The sequence below is a fragment of the Actinokineospora inagensis DSM 44258 genome, assembly GCF_000482865.1.
GTDB lineage: Bacteria > Actinomycetota > Actinomycetes > Mycobacteriales > Pseudonocardiaceae > Actinokineospora > Actinokineospora inagensis.
The window spans coordinates 24,357-42,092 of the sequence record NZ_AXWW01000007.1; the positions used below are offsets into that span (position 1 = coordinate 24,357).

24 protein-coding genes are annotated in these 17,736 nt (G+C 67.9%); 17 read left to right on the forward strand and 7 right to left on the reverse strand.

What is annotated here, in order from left to right:
• Positions 1-11: 11 nt before the first annotated feature.
• The gene (locus tag H504_RS0102240; protein ID WP_026421423.1) at positions 12-485 is read right to left on the reverse strand and encodes a glycine-rich domain-containing protein; all 474 of its coding nucleotides are present in this window, start codon (positions 483-485) and stop codon (positions 12-14) included.
• Between the two features lie 339 nt (positions 486-824).
• Here H504_RS0102240 and H504_RS0102245 point away from each other — a divergent pair, with 339 nt between their 5' ends.
• The 6 genes from H504_RS0102245 to H504_RS39335 all read left to right on the forward strand — a co-directional run bounded on the left by H504_RS0102245 (position 825) and on the right by H504_RS39335 (position 6,222).
• Complete coding sequence (locus H504_RS0102245) at positions 825-2,513, forward strand: sodium:solute symporter family protein (protein ID WP_026421424.1); 1,689 nt, start codon at positions 825-827, stop codon at positions 2,511-2,513.
• A gap of 10 nt (positions 2,514-2,523) precedes the next feature.
• A complete protein-coding gene (locus H504_RS0102250) occupies positions 2,524-2,787 on the forward strand; it encodes a hypothetical protein (RefSeq protein ID WP_026421425.1) in 264 nt (87 codons plus the stop codon).
• 114 nt (positions 2,788-2,901) lie between these two features.
• Positions 2,902-4,680 carry a 3-hydroxyacyl-CoA dehydrogenase family protein gene (locus H504_RS0102255; RefSeq protein WP_026421426.1) on the forward strand — a complete coding sequence of 593 codons (1,779 nt, stop codon included), beginning with the start codon at positions 2,902-2,904 and terminating at the stop codon, positions 4,678-4,680.
• A gap of 116 nt (positions 4,681-4,796) precedes the next feature.
• Entirely contained in the window at positions 4,797-5,459 is a 663-nt protein-coding gene (locus H504_RS0102260; RefSeq protein ID WP_026421427.1) for a DUF433 domain-containing protein, read from the forward strand.
• Positions 5,460-5,493: 34 nt separating this feature from the next.
• Positions 5,494-5,865 (forward strand): PIN-like domain-containing protein, encoded by a 372-nt coding sequence (locus tag H504_RS41790; protein ID WP_169735306.1) that lies wholly within the window; start codon positions 5,494-5,496, stop codon positions 5,863-5,865.
• Positions 5,866-6,015: 150 nt separating this feature from the next.
• On the forward strand, positions 6,016-6,222 hold the full coding sequence (locus H504_RS39335) for an FmdB family zinc ribbon protein (RefSeq protein ID WP_084467312.1): 207 nt from the start codon (positions 6,016-6,018) through the stop codon (positions 6,220-6,222).
• Here H504_RS39335 and map read toward each other — a convergent pair.
• Positions 6,219-6,983 (reverse strand): type I methionyl aminopeptidase, encoded by a 765-nt coding sequence (gene map / locus H504_RS0102270; RefSeq protein WP_026421429.1) that lies wholly within the window; start codon positions 6,981-6,983, stop codon positions 6,219-6,221. The genes H504_RS39335 and map overlap by 4 nt on opposite strands.
• Before the next feature lie 46 nt (positions 6,984-7,029).
• On the opposite strand from map, the gene H504_RS0102275 reads away from it, so the two are divergent.
• Positions 7,030-7,296, forward strand: a complete 267-nt coding sequence (locus H504_RS0102275) for a helix-turn-helix domain-containing protein (protein WP_026421430.1) — start codon at positions 7,030-7,032, stop codon at positions 7,294-7,296.
• A gap of 385 nt (positions 7,297-7,681) precedes the next feature.
• Here the strand turns inward: H504_RS0102275 and H504_RS0102280 are convergent, their stop codons facing one another.
• Positions 7,682-8,617, reverse strand: coding sequence for a carbohydrate kinase family protein (locus H504_RS0102280; RefSeq protein WP_035303132.1), 936 nt, complete (start codon positions 8,615-8,617; stop codon positions 7,682-7,684).
• Between the two features lie 216 nt (positions 8,618-8,833).
• Between H504_RS0102280 and H504_RS0102285 the strand changes: the two genes are divergently transcribed.
• A complete protein-coding gene (locus H504_RS0102285) occupies positions 8,834-9,013 on the forward strand; it encodes a hypothetical protein (protein WP_026421432.1) in 180 nt (59 codons plus the stop codon).
• 54 nt (positions 9,014-9,067) lie between these two features.
• On the opposite strand, the gene H504_RS0102290 is transcribed toward H504_RS0102285, so the two are convergent.
• Both H504_RS0102290 and H504_RS0102295 read right to left on the reverse strand, forming a co-directional pair.
• Positions 9,068-9,430 (reverse strand): HesB/IscA family protein, encoded by a 363-nt coding sequence (locus tag H504_RS0102290; protein ID WP_026421433.1) that lies wholly within the window; start codon positions 9,428-9,430, stop codon positions 9,068-9,070.
• Between the two features lie 120 nt (positions 9,431-9,550).
• Positions 9,551-10,576: a glycerate kinase family protein gene (locus H504_RS0102295; protein ID WP_026421434.1), complete on the reverse strand. Its 1,026-nt coding sequence runs from the start codon at positions 10,574-10,576 to the stop codon at positions 9,551-9,553.
• Between the two features lie 43 nt (positions 10,577-10,619).
• Here H504_RS0102295 and H504_RS0102300 point away from each other — a divergent pair, with 43 nt between their 5' ends.
• Positions 10,620-11,270, forward strand: a complete 651-nt coding sequence (locus H504_RS0102300) for a DUF3043 domain-containing protein (RefSeq protein ID WP_026421435.1) — start codon at positions 10,620-10,622, stop codon at positions 11,268-11,270.
• A 10-nt stretch (positions 11,271-11,280) separates the two neighbouring features.
• A complete protein-coding gene (locus H504_RS0102305; RefSeq protein ID WP_026421436.1) occupies positions 11,281-12,264 on the forward strand; it encodes an aldo/keto reductase family protein in 984 nt (327 codons plus the stop codon).
• Positions 12,265-12,502: 238 nt separating this feature from the next.
• Here H504_RS0102305 and H504_RS0102310 read toward each other — a convergent pair whose 3' ends face one another.
• The gene (locus H504_RS0102310; protein WP_035303083.1) at positions 12,503-12,778 is read right to left on the reverse strand and encodes a hypothetical protein; all 276 of its coding nucleotides are present in this window, start codon (positions 12,776-12,778) and stop codon (positions 12,503-12,505) included.
• Positions 12,779-12,967: 189 nt separating this feature from the next.
• On the opposite strand from H504_RS0102310, the gene H504_RS0102315 reads away from it, so the two are divergent.
• From H504_RS0102315 to H504_RS0102340, 7 genes are all read left to right on the forward strand, one after another.
• Entirely contained in the window at positions 12,968-13,861 is an 894-nt protein-coding gene (locus H504_RS0102315; RefSeq protein ID WP_026421438.1) for a helix-turn-helix domain-containing protein, read from the forward strand.
• 5 nt (positions 13,862-13,866) lie between these two features.
• A complete protein-coding gene (locus tag H504_RS39340) occupies positions 13,867-14,070 on the forward strand; it encodes a DUF397 domain-containing protein (RefSeq protein WP_026421439.1) in 204 nt (67 codons plus the stop codon).
• A gap of 5 nt (positions 14,071-14,075) precedes the next feature.
• A complete protein-coding gene (locus H504_RS0102325; protein ID WP_026421440.1) occupies positions 14,076-14,399 on the forward strand; it encodes a DUF397 domain-containing protein in 324 nt (107 codons plus the stop codon).
• On the forward strand, positions 14,392-14,580 hold the full coding sequence (locus H504_RS43520) for a DUF397 domain-containing protein (RefSeq protein WP_084467313.1): 189 nt from the start codon (positions 14,392-14,394) through the stop codon (positions 14,578-14,580). The genes H504_RS0102325 and H504_RS43520 overlap by 8 nt, the downstream gene beginning before the upstream one ends.
• 76 nt (positions 14,581-14,656) lie before the next feature.
• Positions 14,657-14,842 (forward strand): DUF397 domain-containing protein, encoded by a 186-nt coding sequence (locus H504_RS39350; RefSeq protein ID WP_342668748.1) that lies wholly within the window; start codon positions 14,657-14,659, stop codon positions 14,840-14,842.
• Positions 14,843-14,847: 5 nt separating this feature from the next.
• Positions 14,848-15,027, forward strand: a complete 180-nt coding sequence (locus H504_RS0102335; RefSeq protein WP_026421442.1) for a DUF397 domain-containing protein — start codon at positions 14,848-14,850, stop codon at positions 15,025-15,027.
• Positions 15,028-15,218: 191 nt separating this feature from the next.
• Positions 15,219-15,515, forward strand: a complete 297-nt coding sequence (locus tag H504_RS0102340) for an Imm1 family immunity protein (RefSeq protein WP_169735307.1) — start codon at positions 15,219-15,221, stop codon at positions 15,513-15,515.
• Positions 15,516-15,564: 49 nt separating this feature from the next.
• On the opposite strand, the gene asnB is transcribed toward H504_RS0102340, so the two are convergent.
• Positions 15,565-17,493 carry an asparagine synthase (glutamine-hydrolyzing) gene (gene asnB, locus H504_RS0102345; RefSeq protein ID WP_026421444.1) on the reverse strand — a complete coding sequence of 643 codons (1,929 nt, stop codon included), beginning with the start codon at positions 17,491-17,493 and terminating at the stop codon, positions 15,565-15,567.
• Positions 17,494-17,736 lie beyond the last annotated feature (243 nt).

Below are 17,736 nucleotides of genomic sequence, written 5' to 3' on the forward strand. Positions count from 1 at the left end.
ATGTTTGGCCGTCACGGGTCTTTCGTGCGGGTGTCGGTGTTCTCGTTGCCGTCAGCGCCGGAGTTGCTGCAGTGTCCGTCTTCGTGGCACTGTCCGCAGTCCCCCCGCGATGACCACACCTGCTTGTCGATGAGGTAGCCCGCCGCGGCGATTGCCTCGATGCTACGGCTTACCGCCCCGGATCTTGCCGGGGGCGTGTCGTCGGGGACGTGGTGGAGGAACTGTCCGCCCAGCCGTTGGCACAGCTCGGTGTAGAGGTGGGTGTCCAGGATGAGTTGGTGCCAGCCAAGATCCACCAGCGCGCTGGGTACCAGTCCGGCCCCTGGCTGCCGCGCGGCGGCGGCCAGGAACGCGAGCGCTTGGTCGACAATCCGCTCGGCCAGTTCGGCGACCTGCGGGTCCGCGGCGGCCACCCGCGCGGATACCCGCTGGAACATCTCGGGATCCACCAGATCACGACCACGAGACGAGACGGCGGCGATCATGTCTGCCTCCTCAGAGGAGATGACATCGGCCTCTTGATCCCTACGCCACGCGCCGGTTCGACGCTATCCACCAACCCGGGAGGGATTCGAGATCCGGTGCGGCGCGGTTCCTGATCTGGGTCGGCATCGACCATGACCCGTGTCGACGGAACCAGGATCGGTGGTGTTGACCACCGGGGTCACCGCTGGATCCGTGGGCCATCCACCGTACGACGAATGGCCCAAGGCGTACCCCCGTTCCGCGCGGAATCCCGCCGGGGTGCGGTTCGTCGTGCGGTGGGGGGCGAAGGGGGCCATGCTGTGCCGGTGATCATTGCGAGGTGAACGGTGGTGGCTGGTATGCACCTTCTCGCGGATGCCGACCTGCGGCTCGACGCGGCTCCGATCGATTACGTCCTGCTGGCTCTGTACTTCGTCGTCGTGCTCGGGATCGGGGCGATGGCGCGGCGGTCCGTGTCGAGCAGTTTGGACTTCTTCCTGTCCGGGCGGTCGTTGCCGGCGTGGGTGACCGGGTTGGCTTTCATCTCGGCGAACCTGGGCGCGGTGGAGATCTTCGGGATGACCGCCAACGGGGCCCAGTACGGGTTGCCGACGATGCACTACTACTGGATCGGCGCGATCCCGGCCATGGTGTTCCTCGGCCTGGTGATGATGCCGTTCTACTACGGCTCGAAGGTGCGCAGCGTCCCCGAGTTCCTGTTGCGCCGGTTCGGCCGGTTCGCGCACCTGGTGAACGGGGTCAGTTTCGCGTTGGCCCAGGTGTTGATCGCCGGGGTGAACCTGTTCGCGCTCGCCACTGTGGTGAACCTGTTGCTCGGCTGGCCGTTGTGGTTGAGCGTGGTGGTCGCGGCGGTGATCGTGTTGGCGTACACGTCGTTGGGTGGGTTGTCGGCGGCGGTCTACAACGAGGTGATGCAGTTCTTCGTGATCGTGGCGATGTTGCTGCCGCTCACCTTCGTCGGTCTGCACAAGGTCGGCGGGTGGCAGGGGCTGGTCGACAAGATCACCGCCGCCAACCCGGCCACCGCTGACGTGCAGCTCTCGTCGTGGCCGGGGACCAACCTGACCGGCATCACCAACTCGACGTTGAGCGTGCTGGGCATCGTGTTCGGGCTCGGGTTCGTGCTGTCCTTCGGCTATTGGACGACGAACTTCGCCGAGGTGCAGCGGGCGTTGTCGGCCAAGAGCATGTCGGCGGCGCGGCGGACCCCGTTGATCGGCGCCTACCCGAAGACGTTCATCGCGTTGATCATCATCATCCCCGGCATGATCGCGGCGGTGGTGGTGCCGGAGCTGGCCCAGTTCAAGGCGGGGCACGACACCGGGGTCACCTACAACAACGCGATCCTGCTGCTGATCCGCGACCTGCTGCCCAACGGCATGCTCGGCATCGCGATCACCGGTCTGCTGGCGGCGTTCATGGCGGGCATGGCGGCCAACGTCAGCTCGTTCAACACCGTGTTCACCTACGACATCTGGCAGGCCTACGTCCGCAAGGACAAGCCGGACGAGTACTACCTCAGGGTCGGCAGGCTCGTCACGATCGTCGGGTGTGTGCTGGCGATCGGGACCGCGTTCATCGCCAGCAGCTTCAACAACATCATGGACTACCTGCAGACCCTGTTCGGCTTCTTCAACGCGCCGCTGTTCGCCACGTTCATCCTGGGCATGTTCTGGAAGCGGATGTCGGCGCTGGCCGGTGGTCTCGGCCTGATCGCCGGTACCGCCACCGCGGTCACCGTCGACATGTTGAACCGGGCAGGCGTGCTGCACCTGGCCGGTCAGGGCGCGAGTTTCGTCGCGGCGAGCGCCGCGTTCGTGGTCGACATCGTGCTCAGCGTGCTGGTTTCGCTGGCGACCCGGCCGAAACCGGAGGAGGAGCTGGTCGGTCTGGTGTGGTCGTTGACCCCGCGGGACCGGTTGCGGCACGACGAGACCGGCGAGAACGCGGGCTGGATCCGCAAGCCCGGGGTGCTTGCTATCGGCGTGCTGGCCGTGACGCTGGTCCTGAACATCGTGTTCTGGTGAGGAGTGGGTGATGGCCGAACCGAGGAAGCGCGCCGGGTTGTTCGACCTGCGCGGCGTGCTGGCGCTGCTGTTCGCCGTCTACGGGGTCGTGCTGACCGTCATGGGCATCGGGTTCACCACCGACGCCGACCTGGCGAAGGCCGACGGGGTGAACGTGAACCTGTGGATGGGCATCGGCATGCTGGTGTTCGCCGCGGCGTTCGGGCTCTGGGTGCGCCTGCGACCGCTCAGCGTTCCCGATACCGCCGATACCGCCGACAAGACCGACGCGTGACGCCGCGGGGTTTCGCGCGGGCGGGAGTGGCGTAGCTCACCTGGCGTGAGCGCGACCGCATGGCATCATCGAGCCACGAAGTTACCGATCGGTAGCATGCCGTGGAGGTGGCCAGTGGCGCGGGAGTTCGCGGTCGTCGGGGTGGTCGGACTGGGCACGATGGGCGCCGGGATCGCCGAGGTACTGGCCCGCGGCGGTGTGCGCGTGATCGCCGTCGAGGTGGACCCGGTAGGCGTCGAACGCGGCCGCGCGCACATCGAGCACTCGACCTCGCGCGCCGTCGCCAAGGGCAAACTGGCCGGGGACGCCCGCGCCGCGCTGCTGGACAAGATCGCGTACAGCACCTCGCTGGCGGATCTCGGCGACGCCGACCTGGTGATCGAGGCCATCCCGGAATCGTTGGACCGCAAGGCATCCGTGTTCGCCGAGTTGGACCGGATCATGCGGCAGGACGCGGTGCTGGCGTCGAACACCTCGTCGCTGTCGGTGACCAGGATCAGTGTCCACACCGGACGGCCGGGCAAGGTCGTCGGGCTGCACTTCTTCAACCCGGCGCCGGTGTTGCGGCTGGTCGAGGTCGTGCGCACGGTCGTCACCGAGCCGGACGTGGTCGCCGACGTGGTCGAGTTCGCCCGTCGACTGGGCAAGGAACCGGTGGTGATCGGCGACCGCGCCGGATTCATCGCCAACGCCCTGCTTTTCGGCTACCTCAACCACGCCGTCGCCATGTACGAATCCCGCTACGCCACCCGCGAAGACCTCGACGCCGCCATGCGTCTCGGCTGCGGATACCCGATGGGACCGCTGGCGTTGCTGGACCTCATCGGCCTGGACACCGCGTACGAAATCCTGGAATCGATGTACGCGCAATCCCGAAACCGCCTGCACGCGCCGTCGCCGATCCTCAAACAGATGGTCACCGCCGGATTTTTGGGCCGCAAGACCGGCCGTGGCTTCTATACATATGATGGTCTGGAATCGCCGAATGTCGTGGACGATTCACCGGCGCCGTCGTCGGATGAGGTCACTGCTCGGGTCGTCCGGCGGGTTGGTGTGGTCGGCACGGGCACGATGGCCACCGGCATCGTAGAAGTGTTCGCGCGCAAGGGTTTTGACGTTGTGTTGCGGGCTCGGTCGGTGGACAAGGCGTCGGCCGCGGTGGCGAAGGTGCGCAAATCGCTGGACCGCCAAGTCGCCAAGGGCCGTTTGTCTTCGGCGGAGCGGGACACCGTTCTGGAACGTGTCTCACCGGCCGTCGAGTTCTCAGAACTGGCCGACTGCGATGTGGTGATCGAGGCGGTCGCCGAGGAATTGCCGGTCAAGCAGGCAGTTTTCGGCGCCTTGGACGCTTGCGTGCGGCCCGGCGCTATCCTGGCCACCACAACGTCATCCCTCCCGGTCATCGAATGCGCGGCGGCCACATCCCGACCACAGGACGTCATCGGCCTGCACTTCTTCAACCCCGCCCCGGTCATGAAACTGGTCGAGGTCGTCTCCACGATCTCCACCGCCGCCGACGTCATCGCCACCGCACACACCCTTTGCGCGCAAATCGCCAAACACCCCGTCCACTGCACCGACCGGGCCGGTTTCATCGTCAACGCCCTGCTATTCCCGTACCTCAACGACGCCGTCACAATGCTCGAAGCCCACTACGCCACCGCCGACGACATCGACACCGCCATGAAAGTCGGCTGCGGCCTCCCCATGGGCCCCTTCGAACTCCTCGACGTCGTCGGCCTGGACGTCTCCCTCGCCATCGAACGCACCCTGTTCAACTCCTTCCACGAGTCCGGCTACGCCCCCGCCCCCCTCCTCGAACACCTCGTCACCGCAGGCCGCCTAGGCCGAAAAACCGGCAAGGGCTTCCGCGACTACAGCCGCCCCGCATAATTGCCCTGTGCCAAGCAGTTCCGCTGCTCGGCGCGTCATCGTGGCGTGCCCAGGTCATGGCAGCCATACTTGGGGCACGCGACGAGACATTGAGAGTGGAGAGTGGGTGAGACCAGGTGGATGTGCGGTTCGCAAGACCGATCGCCACGCTTGCCGACGCCGGCAGGCTTCTGGGTATCCCCAGGCAGACATTCCACCGCTGGGCGCGGGGGTACCCGCTGGGTGGCCCGCTGCTTCATGTCGCCCACACCGGCGGACAGCGCACGGCGACCGTGCCATTCATCGCGCTCGCCGAGGCATGGGTTCTGGCAGGGCTCAGGGCCGCGGGGGTGCAGCCCCAGCGGATCCGCCCAGCCCTCACTCGCCTCCAGATCGAATTCGGCGAGGAGTACGTGCTGGTATCGAAGTCGCTCGCCACGGAGGGCATCGATGTCCTGTGGGACTTCGCCAGGACAGAAGAGGGCGCGGGGCTGATTGAAGGAAACACCGGCCAAGCGGTGATCAGGGAAATAGTCCAGGACTACCTCCAATATGTGGGGTTCGAGGCGGATGAATACCCCTCATCTCTGCAACTGAAGCCATTTGAGCCGTCCAAAGTGGTTGTCGACCCATTCCGCGCGGGTGGCCAGCCGATGTTCCCGGCCTCGGGGACGCTCGTCGCCAACGTCGCAGGCATGCTGAGGGCGGGTGAAGATCCTGGAGTCGTCGCCGAAGAACACGGAGTCGGAGTCGACGATGTACGGGCCGCCGCCCGCGTCCTCCTGGGCCGCGCCGCCTGAGTTCTACTTCGACGAGAACGCGGTCACGCGGAGCGTGCTCAAGTTCCTGATCGATCTCGGCTATCGGTGCCACACCCCGGCGGAGTTGTTCGGCACACGGGACTCGGCGCTCGGTGTCCGCGATGAGGTCTGGCTTACCCGAGTTCGCGAGCACGACTGGGTAGTCCTCAGCCGGGACGCCAAGATCATGGAGCGCCCCGCCGAGCTGGCTGCTTATCGCGCCGCGAACGTGCACATGTTCTATTTGCCCGGAGAGGCGACGCGTGCTCAACTCCTGGAGTTGATCTCGGCAAACCTGCGGGACATCATCACCTATGCAAGCGCCAAAAAGCCGAATGTTTGGCAAATCAAGCGTACGGGTGTCTCGCTGTTCTCACCGAAGAGAGCACCGCGAAAACGCTCGTGAACCGACGGCTGGGAGGATCTTCCGCTGCTCGGTCTGGCCTCGGGGTGCGGCCCTCGACCTGTCCGGCCAGGGTGTCAGGCGTGGCGGGGGTTGCGGGTCGAGAAGCAGGTGAGGGCTTCCGCGACTACAGCCGCCCCGCATAATTGCCCTGTGCCAACCTACGAGTTCCGCTGCCGCGCCTGCGGTACCACCTTCGACGTCAACCGTCCGATGAGTGCCGCCGCTGATCCGGCTCAGTGTCCGTCCGGTCATGACGACACGGTCAAGTTGCTCACCATGGCCGGGTTGGCGGGGCGCGCGGGCGCTCCGACGCCGCCGGCTGGTGGTGGGTGCTGTGGCGGCGGGTGTTGCGGCTAGGGCGCGGTCAGGATCTGGGGGCCGTCTTCGGTGATGGCGATGGTGTGTTCGGCGTGCGCGGCGCGGGTGCCGTCGACGGTGCGGAGGGTCCAGCCGTCGGGGTCGGTGCGGTAGTCGTCGCCGCCGATGTGGAGCATGGGTTCGATCGCGATGGCCATGCCCGCGCGCAGCCGCAGGCCCCGGCCGGGGGTGCCCTCGTTCATGACCGACGGTGACTCGTGCATGGCGCGGCCGATGCCGTGGCCGCCGAAGTCCGGGGGGACGCCGTAGCCGCCTGCGCGGGCGACGGTGCCGATGGCGTGGCCGATGTCGCCGAGGCGGTTGCCGATGACGGCGGCCTCGATCCCGGCGGCCAGGGCGCGCTCGGTGGCGGCGATGAGGTCGACATCGGCGGGGTCGGCGGTCCCGACGATGAACGACTGGGCGGAGTCGCCGTGCCAGCCGTTGATGTGGGCGCCGAAGTCGATGCTGACCAGGTCGCCGTCGCGCAGGGGGGTGTTGTCGGGGATGCCGTGCACGATCGCGTCGTTGACGGACACGCACAGCACCGCCGGGTACGGGGTCGGCGCGAACCCCGGCCGGTACCCCAGGAACGACGACCCGGCGTTGTGCTCGGCCAGCACCTCCCGCGCGACCTCGTCCAACTCCACCGGCGTCACCCCCACCGCCGCGGCCGCCCGCGCCCGCGTCAACGCCTCCGCCACCACGCGCCCCGCCACCCGCATCGCCGCGAACTCCCGCGGCGTCTTCAACTCGATCATACCGATAACTATACCGGTATTTCTATCCCGCGCTACCATGGACCCCATGGTCCGACCCCCCTTGAGCGACGCCGACCGCCTCCGCGGCGAACACCTCGGTGCCCTCCTGCGCACCGCCCGCGGCGACCGCAGCATGGTCGACATCGCCGCCGCCGCGGGCATCTCGGTCGAAACCCTCCGCAAAATCGAACGCGGCCGCGTCCCCACCCCGGCCTTCTTCACCGTCGCCGCCATCGCGGGCGCCGTCGGCATGCCCCTCGAAGACCTGGTTGTCCACACCGCCCCGGTCGAGCCCGGCAAACTCACCGCCTAGCCGGACGAAAGCGGCGCAGTTGAGCCTGGTACATCGCGTAATGCCTTGAGGTGGACATAGCAATCCAGGGAAAGGCCACTCCCGAGACGCTGAACAATCCGCCTTGCGAATTGCCCACCCGGCGGCTACGGCCGGAGCCCACCCACCCGGGGGCCGGGGGCCCATTCCTGAAGGTAGCGCGGATGGCGACCTGTCAAGAGACGGCCGGGTTCGCCTGTGGACAGCCAGCGGAGTTGTGGACAACTCAGTAGTGACCCATCCCGACGTTCGCGGGCTGTCGGGCGACGAGATCAGTGGACTGTCGCGCGACCGGTCAGCGTGATCAACGAGGTGGCCGAGATGGCGAAGGGCCGCCGCGAGCCGCGACGGCCCCGCTGCACGAGATCTACCCGGGCAGGATGGCGCTGATCTCGGCGCCTGCTTCTGGGCCGAAGGCGCCGCTGATGCGGGTTACCGCGTCGGCCTTGGCGTACGTCCATTCCTGCGGTCCGTCGGCTTCCAGCACGAGCACCGCCACCATCGACCCCAACTGGGCGCACCGCTCCAGGGACAGGCCGTTGGTCAGGGCGGTCAGGAAGCCTGCGCGGAAGCCGTCGCCGACGCCGGTGGGGTCGACTTTGGCGGTTTCGGGGACGGCGCCGATGTGCAGGGACGTGCCGTCGGGGGTGACGATTTCGGCGCCTTTTTCGCCCAGGGTGGTGATGCGCAGGCCGACGCGGGACATGATGTCGGATTCGGACCAGTCGGTTTTTCGGCGGAGGAGTTCCCACTCGTAGTCGTTGCTGAAGAGGTAGTCCGCGCCGGTGATGAAGTCGCGGATTTGGGCGCCGTCCATGCGGGCCAACTGCTGCGACGGGTCCACGGCGAACCTGTAGCCGCGGGCGCGGCATTCGGCGGCGTGGCGGAGCATGCCCTCGGGGTCGTTGGGGCTGATCAGCACGAGGTCGAAACCGCCGACCCGGTCGGCGACCGGGGTCAGTTCGATCAACCGGGCCTCGGACATGGCGCCCGCGTAGAAGGACGCGATCTGGCACATGTCGTCGTCGGTGGTGCAGACGAAGCGGGCGGTGTTGGCGACGTCGGACACGCGGACACCGGAGCAGTCCACGCCGTGGCGTTCCAGCCAGGAGCGGTAGTCGGCGAAGTCGTCGCCGACGGCGCCGATCAGGACCGGGCGGGCGCCGAGGACCCCCATGGCGTGCGCGATGTTGGCCCCGTTGCCGCCGCGGCGGACGATCAGGTCGTCGACCAGGAAGCTGAGCGAGACGCGGTGCAACTGCTCGGTGACGAGTTGGTCGGCGAACTTGCCGGGGAAGTGCATCAGGTGGTCGGTCGCGATGCTCCCGGTGACGGCAACGGGCACGTGCGGCCCTCCCTGTCTACTCGGGCCGCGGTGGACGCCCGTGATCGACGTCGAACCCGGCTCGGCGCGGTCGTGGTCGTGCTGCCACCCGCCCGGGTGGCTATCCGGTCACCTTCGAACACTACCGCCTGGTACCGCTGGGAACCGCCGCCGTCCGCGCCTACCGTACGCCCAATGAGCGCACCGAAGCCCGACCTGCCCGACGACATGGGCGAGCTGATCGCCGACTGCGCCGCCATCCCACCGGCGCTGACCAGGCCGAAGCCCGCCCTGCCGATCCCGCGCACGCCCACCCGATGGACCGTGGACGACGCCTGCCACGCCCAGGTCGCCGATCTCGACGAGTACGTCTGAGCGCACGCCCAAAAGGGGCCTTGACCAGGTCAAAGCCCCTTCGGCGTGATCAACTCAGTGGAACGAGTCGCCGCAGGCGCAACTGCCGCCCGCGTTCGGGTTGTCGATGGTGAAACCCTGCTTCTCGATCGTGTCGACGAAGTCGATGGTGGCGCCCTGGACGTAGGGGGCGCTCATCCGGTCGACGGCGACCTTGAGGCCGTTGAAGTCGCGGAACAGGTCGCCGTCGAGGGTGCGCTCGTCGAAGAAGAGTTGGTAGCGCAGGCCCGCGCAGCCGCCGGGCTGGACGGCGATGCGCAGGTGCATGTCGTCGCGGCCCTCCTGCTCAAGCAGGGCCTTGGCCTTGGCCGCTGCTGTCTCGGACAGCTCCACACCGTGCGTCGCCGCGTCGGTGCCGGTCTCCTGAGCGGTCGTCATCGTTCTCCCTCGCAAAGGTCCTACTCGGGCACTCACCCGTGCACAACACGGCGTGCTCGGGCTTTGTTCCGTACCCCGTCAATGGTGGCACACCGCGCGGGGAACCCGGCACGGTTGCGCTCAGCGCCACTGCCGGGCGACGTGTTCGGCGAGGTCGGCGAGGGTACCGGCGGGATCGGCCAGCGCCGATTCCACCGATCCGGTGTGCTCGGCCACCGAATGGGCCTCGGCGACACCGACCGACCCGGCCTGTCTGCGCCCCACCGACACCTGACCGGCCAGCACCACACACGGCACTTCCCGCTCGGCCGCCGCACCCGCCACCGCTGTCACGAGCTTCCCGCGCAGTGACTGCCAGTCGAAGCTGCCCTCCCCGGTAACAACCAGGTCGGCGTGGTTGATGGCGTCGTCCACCCTGGTCGCCGCCCGCACTACCTGCGTACCGGCGACGACGGCAGCGCCCATCGCCATCAACGCGAATCCCAGTCCGCCCGCCGCCCCGGCGCCTGGTTCGTCGCGCAGATCTTGGCCGCACCGGGTCGTCAGCTCGTTCGCCCAAGCGAGGAGTCGAGCTTCCAACCGGGCCACGGCCGCGGCGTCCGCGCCCTTCTGCGGTCCGAATGTCGCCGCCGCGCCGTGTGGGCCGAGCAGCGGGTTCTCCACGTCGATGGCGGCGTACAGGTCTGGCAGCGGCCCGCTCAGGACCTCCAGCAGCCCGCGTCCGCCGTCCGTGGTCGCCGACCCGCCCAGACCGATGACGACCCTGGACACCCCGGCGTCCCGTGCCGCCAGCACCAACTCACCGACGCCGCGGGTTGTCGCCGTCTCGCACACCTCGGGCCGCCGCTCCGCCGGGACCAGGTGCAGCCCGATGGCCTCGGCGGACTCCAGGTAGGCGACGCCGTCGTGCACCAGCCACCGGGCCGACACGGGTTCACCCAGCGGCCCGGTGACCACCGTCGACCGCGGTTCGGCGCCCAACGCGGCCAGCAGGACCTCGACGAACCCGGTGCCGCCGTCGGCCAACGGGCACAACGTCAACCGGTGACCGGGAGCGCCGCGCGCCCAACCCGTGGCGATGGCGGACGCGGCCTGCGCGGCGGTCAGCGTGCCGCCGAAGCTGTCCGGGGCGATAACAACTCGCACGGGCGCAGCGTAACCACCACGGGCCTTGTCCTACCCTTGTCGTGTGAGGTTCCTGCGCCGCAACGCCGCCGACAGCCCCGACGCCGACCAGGTGGAGGCGGCCGCCGTCACCGTGGGCGACGCCGGCCCCAAGGGACACACCCCCGGCAAGGGCAAGCCGACCCCCAAGCGCCGCGAGGCCGAGGGCCGCAAACGCGGTCCGGTCGCCCCACCGCCGAAGACCACGCGTGAGGCCATGCGCCGCGCCCGCGGTTCCAAGGAGGAGCGCAAAGAGGGCGCCGCACAGCGCAAGGAACAGCGGATCGAGCAGCGCCGCCGGATGGCCGAGGGCGACGACCGCTATCTGATGCCGCGCGACCGTGGTCCGGTCAAGGCGTACGTGCGGGACCTCGTCGACGCCAAGCGCAACCTGCTCGGTCTGTTCATGCCGCTGGCCATCCTGGTGTTCGTGTCGCTGCTGGTGCCGTCGCTGCAGGTGCAGCAGTACGCGACGCTGATCTGCCTGGTGATGCTGGTCGCGATGATCGTCGAGGCCGTGCTCAACGCCCGTCGGGTGCTCAAGAAGGTGCGGGCGAAGTTCCCCAAGGAGCCCGCGAGCGGTCTGTCGATCGGCTGGTACTCGTTCGTCCGGGCCACGCAACTGCGCAAGCTGCGCATCCCGAAGCCGCGCGTGTCGCCGGGTGCTTCCGTCTAGTTTGGGAGGTATGGAGTTTCGTCGCCTTGGCCGCAGTGGTCTCAACATCAGTGAGATCTCGTACGGCAACTGGCTCACCCACGGTTCCCAGGTCGAGGAGGACGCCGCGCACGCCTGCGTGCGGGCCGCCCTCGACGCCGGCATCACGACCTTCGACACCGCCGACGTCTACGCCGAAACCAAGGCGGAGTCCGTCCTCGGCCGCGCGCTCAAGGGCGAACGGCGCGAGGGCGTGGAGATCTTCACCAAGGTCTACGGGGTCACCGGCCCCGGGCCGAACGACCGGGGACTGAGCCGCAAGCACATCATCGAGGCTGCGCACGGGTCGCTGCGCAGGCTCGGGACCGACTACGTGGACCTGTACCAGGCGCACCGGTTCGACCGGACGGTGCCGCTGGAGGAAACCATGTCGGCCTTCGCCGATCTGGTGCGGCAGGGGAAGGTGCTCTACATCGGCGTGTCGGAGTGGAGGTCCGACCAGATCACCCGGGGCGCCGCGCTGGCGCGGGAGCTGAACGTGCCGCTGGTGTCGAACCAGCCGCAGTACTCGATGCTGTGGCGGGTGATCGAGGACCAGGTGGTGCCCGCGTCGGAACGCGAGGGGCTGTCCCAGATCGTGTGGTCGCCGCTGGGGCAGGGCGTGCTGACCGGCAAGTACGCGCCCGGTTCGCAACCCCCGGCAGGCTCCCGGGCAACGGACGACCTGGGCGCGAAGATGATCGCCCACCTGCTGCGGGACGAGGTGCTGGTCGCGGTGCAGAAGCTACGGCCGCTGGCTGACGAGGCCGGGCTCTCGATGGCGCAGTTGGCGATCGCGTGGGTGCTGAACAACCCGAACGTGGCGTCGGCGATCATCGGGGCTTCGCGGCCGGAACAGGTCACGGAGAACGCTGCGGCGGCCGGGCGGAAGCTGGACGCCGACCTGGTGACGGCGATCGACAAGGTGCTTGAGGGTGTGGTGGAGCGCGACCCCCGGCTGACCGTCACGCCGTGAGTTGTCCACATCCGGGCCTGTTGTCCACAGGAGGTTCGCGCTGGCCTTGACAGGTCGCGGTTCGCGATAGGTTCAGGAATGGGCCCCCGGCCCCCGGGTGGGTGGGCTCCTGCGTGGACCACGGTGCGGTCGGTGTCAAGGGGTGGGGTTTCACCTGGTTGTGTGGGGGTTGGCTGGGTGGGCGTTTGCGGGGCAGGGGCCGTCTCGGGGGACCGGGGCGGCCCCTGGCTGTCGCGGTTCAGCTTTCGTCCGGGGCGACCCAGACGAGGTGGGCCTGGACCTGGTCTTTGTGGGCGAACAGGTTGAGGGCGGACTCGGGGGAGCGCAGGCTCATCCGCAGCGGCTGGTGGGTGGCGACGAGCTCGGTGTGCTCGGCGAAGGCCATGCCCCAGGCGGCGATGCGGGCGTCGGCCCGCTCGCCGAACTCCTCGACGACGGCGAAGAGGCGGGGTGCCTCGTCGGTGACGGTGCCGGTGATGAGGGCGGTGAACTCGTCGCGGGTGGGGGTGGTCATCGGGGATACCTCCGAGGGGTGGCGAGCGCGGGGCGCTACGGTGATGAGACTCAACATTCAAGATTTGACTGGGGAAGCGACTGTCCAGTGCGGTTGAGCTTATTGTGTAACTCCATTTTGTATAGTCACCTATTCGTGTGAACCGGTGCGGGTCACCCACGGTGATCGACTGTGAGAGGATCCGGGGCCATGACGAGCCCATCGCGGTCGATCAGCATGCAGCGACGGCTGCTCGGCGCGGAGCTGCTGCGACTGCGCGAACAAGCCGGGCTGACCCAGGACGAAGCGGCCGAACACCTGGGCAAAGCCGGGAACAAGATCAGCCGCGTCGAGTCCGGGAAGATCGGCATCGACAAGACCGACCTGGACGTGCTGCTGGCCCTGTACCGAGCGAGCGAGAAAGACCAACTCTGGTGCCGCGAACTCTCCCGCGCAGCCAAGCCAAAGCGCGGCAGGCCGACCGGTGAGACCACGTTCTACCTGGGGCCGCGTTGGTTCCGCGCGTTCCGAGACTTGGAGTCCGACGCCAGCGAGATCATGGAGGTCCGGTCGGAGATCATCACCGGCGTCTTGCAGACCGACGACTACATCCGAGCCATGTTCGACGCGCAGGGCATCGACCCGGACGACTCCGTTGTTGGCGACACATTGCGTGTCCGTGTCGACCGGCGCATCCTGCTGACCAGGGAGAACGCAGCCAAGTTCGCCTTCGTGCTCAGTGAGTCAGCGTTGCGACGCCAGATCGGTGGCCCTGCGGTGATGGCTGAGCAACTGCGTCACTTGGCCCAGGTAGCCATGCTCCCCAATGTGACTCTGCAGGTCATCCCGTTCGCCAGCCGCTCCTACGCGCCCCTGAGCACCAACTTCAAGATCTTCCGGTTCGGACACGAGATGGCGAACGACATCGTCTACCTGGAGATGTACTCCGATGCTGCCTACCTCGACAAGCCGCCGGAGACAGTTCGACGCTTCGCGGAATTGTTCGCGAGATTGCAGGGGGTAGCCCTCGGCCCGGTGGAATCGCGACACTTGGTGGAGACCGTGGCGAACGAGTACGCCGCGGTGGCAACTACAGGGAGTTGACAGCCATGACAGCACCCAGGGCGGGTGGCTGGGCCACAGTTTCGTTCCGCAAGTCCAGCCGCAGCGACACGAACGGTGGCGACTGTGTGGAGGTGGGGTTCCGTTCTGGGCAGGTCGCCGTTCGGGACTCGAAGTGTCCCGGCGGTGGGCTGGTCGTGTTGCCCGCCGGCGCGTGGGTGGCGATGTTGGCTTCCTTGTCGGAAAGGTGACCGCCGTGACTGACTGGGATGAGGTCCCGTTCCACAGGTCGAGCCACAGCGACGTGAACGGTGGCCAGTGCGTTGAGGTGGGCTTCCATCCCGGCGTGTTCCACAAGTCCAGCCGCAGCAGCACCAACGGCGGCAACTGTGTGGAGGTGGCGTTCCGCAAGTCCAGCCGCAGCGACACCACCGGCGGCGAGTGCGTTGAGGTGGCGTTCCGCCCAGGCTTGGTCGCGGTCCGGGACTCGAAGTGCCCGGATGGTGGGCTGATCGAACTGTCCGCAAGCGCGTGGGCTGAGGCGTTGGCCTCTTTGCCGAGAGGTGGTTGTCGTGACTGACTGGGCCGCGATCTCGTTCCGCAAGTCCAGCCGCAGCGATGTAAACAGTGGCAACTGTGTGGAGGTGGGCTTCCGTCCCGGTCTGGTCGCGGTTCGCGATTCGAAGTGCCCGAGCGGTGGGCTGGTCGTGTTGCCCGCCGGCACGTGGGTAGCGACGTTGGCTTCGTTGTCAGGAAGGTGATCGTTGTGACTGATTGGCCTCTGTCCCGTTTCTCAAGTCCAGCCGCAGCAGCACCAACGGTGGTGACTGCGTTGAGGTGGGGTTTCGAGCTGGCGCGTTCCGCAAGTCGAGCCGCAGCGATGTCAACGGCGGTGACTGCGTAGAGGTGGCCTTCCACCCTGGTCTGGTCGCTGTCCGGGACTCGAAGTGCCCAGGCGGTGGGCTGGTCGTGTTGGCCGCTGGCGGGTGGGCGGCGATGTTGGCTTCCCTGTCGGAAAGGTGACTGTCGTGACTGACTGGTCCAGTGTCGCGTTTCGCAAGTCGAGCCGCAGCAGTACGAACGGTGGCGAGTGCGTCGAGGTGGCGTTCCGCCCCGGCCTGGTCGCTGTTCGCGACTCGAAGTGCCCCGATCGTGGGCTGGTCGAACTGCCTGCGAGTGCGTGGACCGCGTTCTTGAAGTCGGTCTAGCGAAAGGCCGCCCGTCCACTCAGGACGGGCGGCCACACCTGCCTCGGAAAGGCGAAGCGGTGACCGACGCTCGGACGCCGATGACTCATTCGGGGTTTATCGCGCGTGATGAGCTCACCGGCGATGTTGATGTTGTCGGTGAGGTGGTGGGGCTCAACGCGGCTGGGGTGGCGGTTGGGTGGATGTGGGAAATGGGCGAGACCAGGCCGGGCCCTGACGCCGAGGAGGAGGGGCCGACGTTGGCGTTTGGGGTGTACAACGCCGTGGGGTTCCTGCAGTGGCACGATGGTCGGGATGTGTTCGTTCCAACTGTGGGGACCAATGCCGACTGGGTGGAGTACCACAGTGCGGGGCTGCACCCGGCCAACATCCGGCCCGGAGCGGAAGTTCCGGTCGAACTGGTGCTCGGCGCAGTGGTCGAGTACCTGGACGCGGGCGGGCGGCCGACGTGTGTGGAGTGGGAACTGAGCGTCTTGCCGAGACGCTGAATCGTCGAACTGCGGGGGCCGCCACCCGGCCGGGCGGCGGCCCCGCACCTCACAGCTTGACCGGGTAGTGCGGCTCGGGAATCACCGGCGTGATGCGGCGTTCGATGAAGATGCCGTGCCAGAGCATGAAGACGATCAGGGCCCAGATTCGCCGACTGTGGTCCAGCAGTCCCGAACGGTGTTCCTCCAGCAGCTTCAGCACGGCGTTCTTGTCGATCAGCGCGTCTGTCTGCGAGGCCATGACGATGTCGCGGGCCCAGTCGTGCATCTCGTCCTTGAGCCACAGCCGGATTGGCACCGGGAAGCCGAGCTTCCTGCGGTTCAGCACGTGCGCGGGGACGACCCGGCGAAGCGCCTGGCGGAGGGCGTACTTCGTGGTCTCCTTGGTGATCTTCTGCTCCAGCGGCACCTCGGCCGCCACCCGGAAGACCTCGGGATCCAGGAACGGCACCCGCAGCTCCAGCGAGTTCGCCATGGTCATCTTGTCGGCCTTGACCAGGATGTCGCCGCGCAGCCAGGTGAACAGGTCGACGTGTTGCATGCGGGTCACCGGGTCCCAGGACACCGAGTCCCGGTAGTGCGGGGCGGTGATGTCGCGGTGGCCGACACCCGGGTCGAACGTGCGCAGGACCGGGCGCAACTGGTCGTCGCGGAAGATGCGGGCGTTGCCGTAGTAGCGCTCCTCCAGCGACAGCGACGCGCGGCGCAGCAGGTCCTTGCCGCGGGTGCCCTCGGGGATCTTCGTCGACACGCGGCCCATCAGCTTGCGCAGCGAACCCGGCACCCGCTCGAACGGCGCCAGCGACAGCGGCTCGCGGTAGATCGTGTAGCCGCCGAACAGCTCGTCGGCGCCCTCACCGGAGAGCACCACCTTCACGTGCTTGCGGGCCTCGCGGGCGATGAACCACAGCGGCACCAGCGCCGGGTCGGCCACCGGGTCGTCCAGGTACCAGACGATCAGCGGCAGGGCGTCCATCATCTCCTGCGCGGACACCGTCCGGACCACGTGCTTGACGCCGATCGCGGCGGCCGACTCGGCGGCCACGTCCACCTCGGAATAGCCCTGGCGCTCGAAACCGGTGGTGAAGGTGATCAGGTCCGGGTTGTGCTCGCGGGCCAGCGCGGCGATCGCGGTCGAGTCGATGCCACCCGACAGGAACGAGCCCACCGTCACGTCCGCGCGCATGTGCACCCGGACCGAGTCGCTCAGCACACCGGCGATCCGCTGGTACAGCGTCTCCGCGTCGGCGGGCCCCCGGATCGCCGTCGGCGAGAACCGCGGCTGCCAGTACCGCTTGACCACCGGCTCCTCACCGGGCACCAGGGTGAAGCAGGTGCCCGACTCGATCCGCCGGATCGCCGTGTGCAGCGTCGCGGGCTCCGGCACGTACTGCAGCGTCAGGTAGTGCTGCAGCGACCGCCGGTCCAGCTCCTGCCGGATGCCCAGCAGCGGCGCCAACTCCAGGATCGACTTCTTCTCGCTGGCGAACGCCACCCCACCGGGGCCCGCCGCGTAGAACAACGGTTTGATGCCGAACGGGTCCCGCGCGCCGAACAGTGCCTGCCGGTGCGAGTCCCAGATCAGGAACGCGAACATGCCACGCAGACGGGTGACCGCGGCCTCGCCCCAATAGTGGTACGCGGCCACGATCGTCTCGCCGTCACCGTCGGTGGTGAACCGGGCGCCGTGCCGCTCGGTCAGCTCCGCCCGCAACTCCAGGTAGTTGTAGATCTCGCCGTTGAACAGCAGGGTGTAGCGCTGCGGGGACTCCGGCGGCCCCCACGGCAGCGGCTGGTGGGAGTGCTCGATGTCGATCATGGACAGCCGGTTGAAGCCGAAGACGACCTCACCGCCGGTCCAGGTGCCGCTCTCGTCCGGGCCGCGGTGGCGCTGACAGCGCATCGCCGCGCCGACGGCCGACCGCGCGGCGACGGCGTCCATCTCGGAAGGGCAGACCAGGCCAATCAGACCGCACACGCTGCTGCGCACCTCTCGTGTCGTGCCAGGGACCGGAAGACGCAAGTATGCCGGGCTCGGTTGCCTGAGCCCGGCAGGGACCGCCGGTCGAGCCTCACTCGGACGGGTCCAGCGCGGCCCATGGTGCCCCCCAGTGTGACCGACGTCCGATCACCCCTCAGGCGGTGTGGCCCAGGTCGCTGGGCTAGGCTCCGCAGTGCTCCCCACGAGCGCCGAACCGGCGTGTCCAACGGCTGGTCGGGG

What these genes read in the sequence shown, in the direction of transcription:
- H504_RS0102240 (WP_026421423.1), bottom strand. Translation starts at nt 485, where the DNA reads ATGATCGCCGCCGTCTCGTCTCGTGGTCGTGATCTGGTGGATCCCGAG.
- H504_RS0102245 (WP_026421424.1), top strand. Translation starts at nt 825, where the DNA reads ATGCACCTTCTCGCGGATGCCGACCTGCGGCTCGACGCGGCTCCGATC.
- H504_RS0102250 (WP_026421425.1), top strand. Translation starts at nt 2,524, where the DNA reads ATGGCCGAACCGAGGAAGCGCGCCGGGTTGTTCGACCTGCGCGGCGTG.
- map (WP_026421429.1), bottom strand. Translation starts at nt 6,983, where the DNA reads ATGATCGAGTTGAAGACGCCGCGGGAGTTCGCGGCGATGCGGGTGGCG.
- H504_RS0102275 (WP_026421430.1), top strand. Translation starts at nt 7,030, where the DNA reads ATGGTCCGACCCCCCTTGAGCGACGCCGACCGCCTCCGCGGCGAACAC.
- H504_RS0102280 (WP_035303132.1), bottom strand. Translation starts at nt 8,617, where the DNA reads ATGCACTTCCCCGGCAAGTTCGCCGACCAACTCGTCACCGAGCAGTTG.
- H504_RS0102285 (WP_026421432.1), top strand. Translation starts at nt 8,834, where the DNA reads ATGAGCGCACCGAAGCCCGACCTGCCCGACGACATGGGCGAGCTGATC.
- H504_RS0102290 (WP_026421433.1), bottom strand. Translation starts at nt 9,430, where the DNA reads ATGACGACCGCTCAGGAGACCGGCACCGACGCGGCGACGCACGGTGTG.
- H504_RS0102305 (WP_026421436.1), top strand. Translation starts at nt 11,281, where the DNA reads ATGGAGTTTCGTCGCCTTGGCCGCAGTGGTCTCAACATCAGTGAGATC.
- H504_RS0102310 (WP_035303083.1), bottom strand. Translation starts at nt 12,778, where the DNA reads ATGACCACCCCCACCCGCGACGAGTTCACCGCCCTCATCACCGGCACC.
- H504_RS0102315 (WP_026421438.1), top strand. Translation starts at nt 12,968, where the DNA reads ATGACGAGCCCATCGCGGTCGATCAGCATGCAGCGACGGCTGCTCGGC.
- H504_RS39340 (WP_026421439.1), top strand. Translation starts at nt 13,867, where the DNA reads ATGACAGCACCCAGGGCGGGTGGCTGGGCCACAGTTTCGTTCCGCAAG.
- H504_RS0102340 (WP_169735307.1), top strand. Translation starts at nt 15,219, where the DNA reads ATGGGCGAGACCAGGCCGGGCCCTGACGCCGAGGAGGAGGGGCCGACG.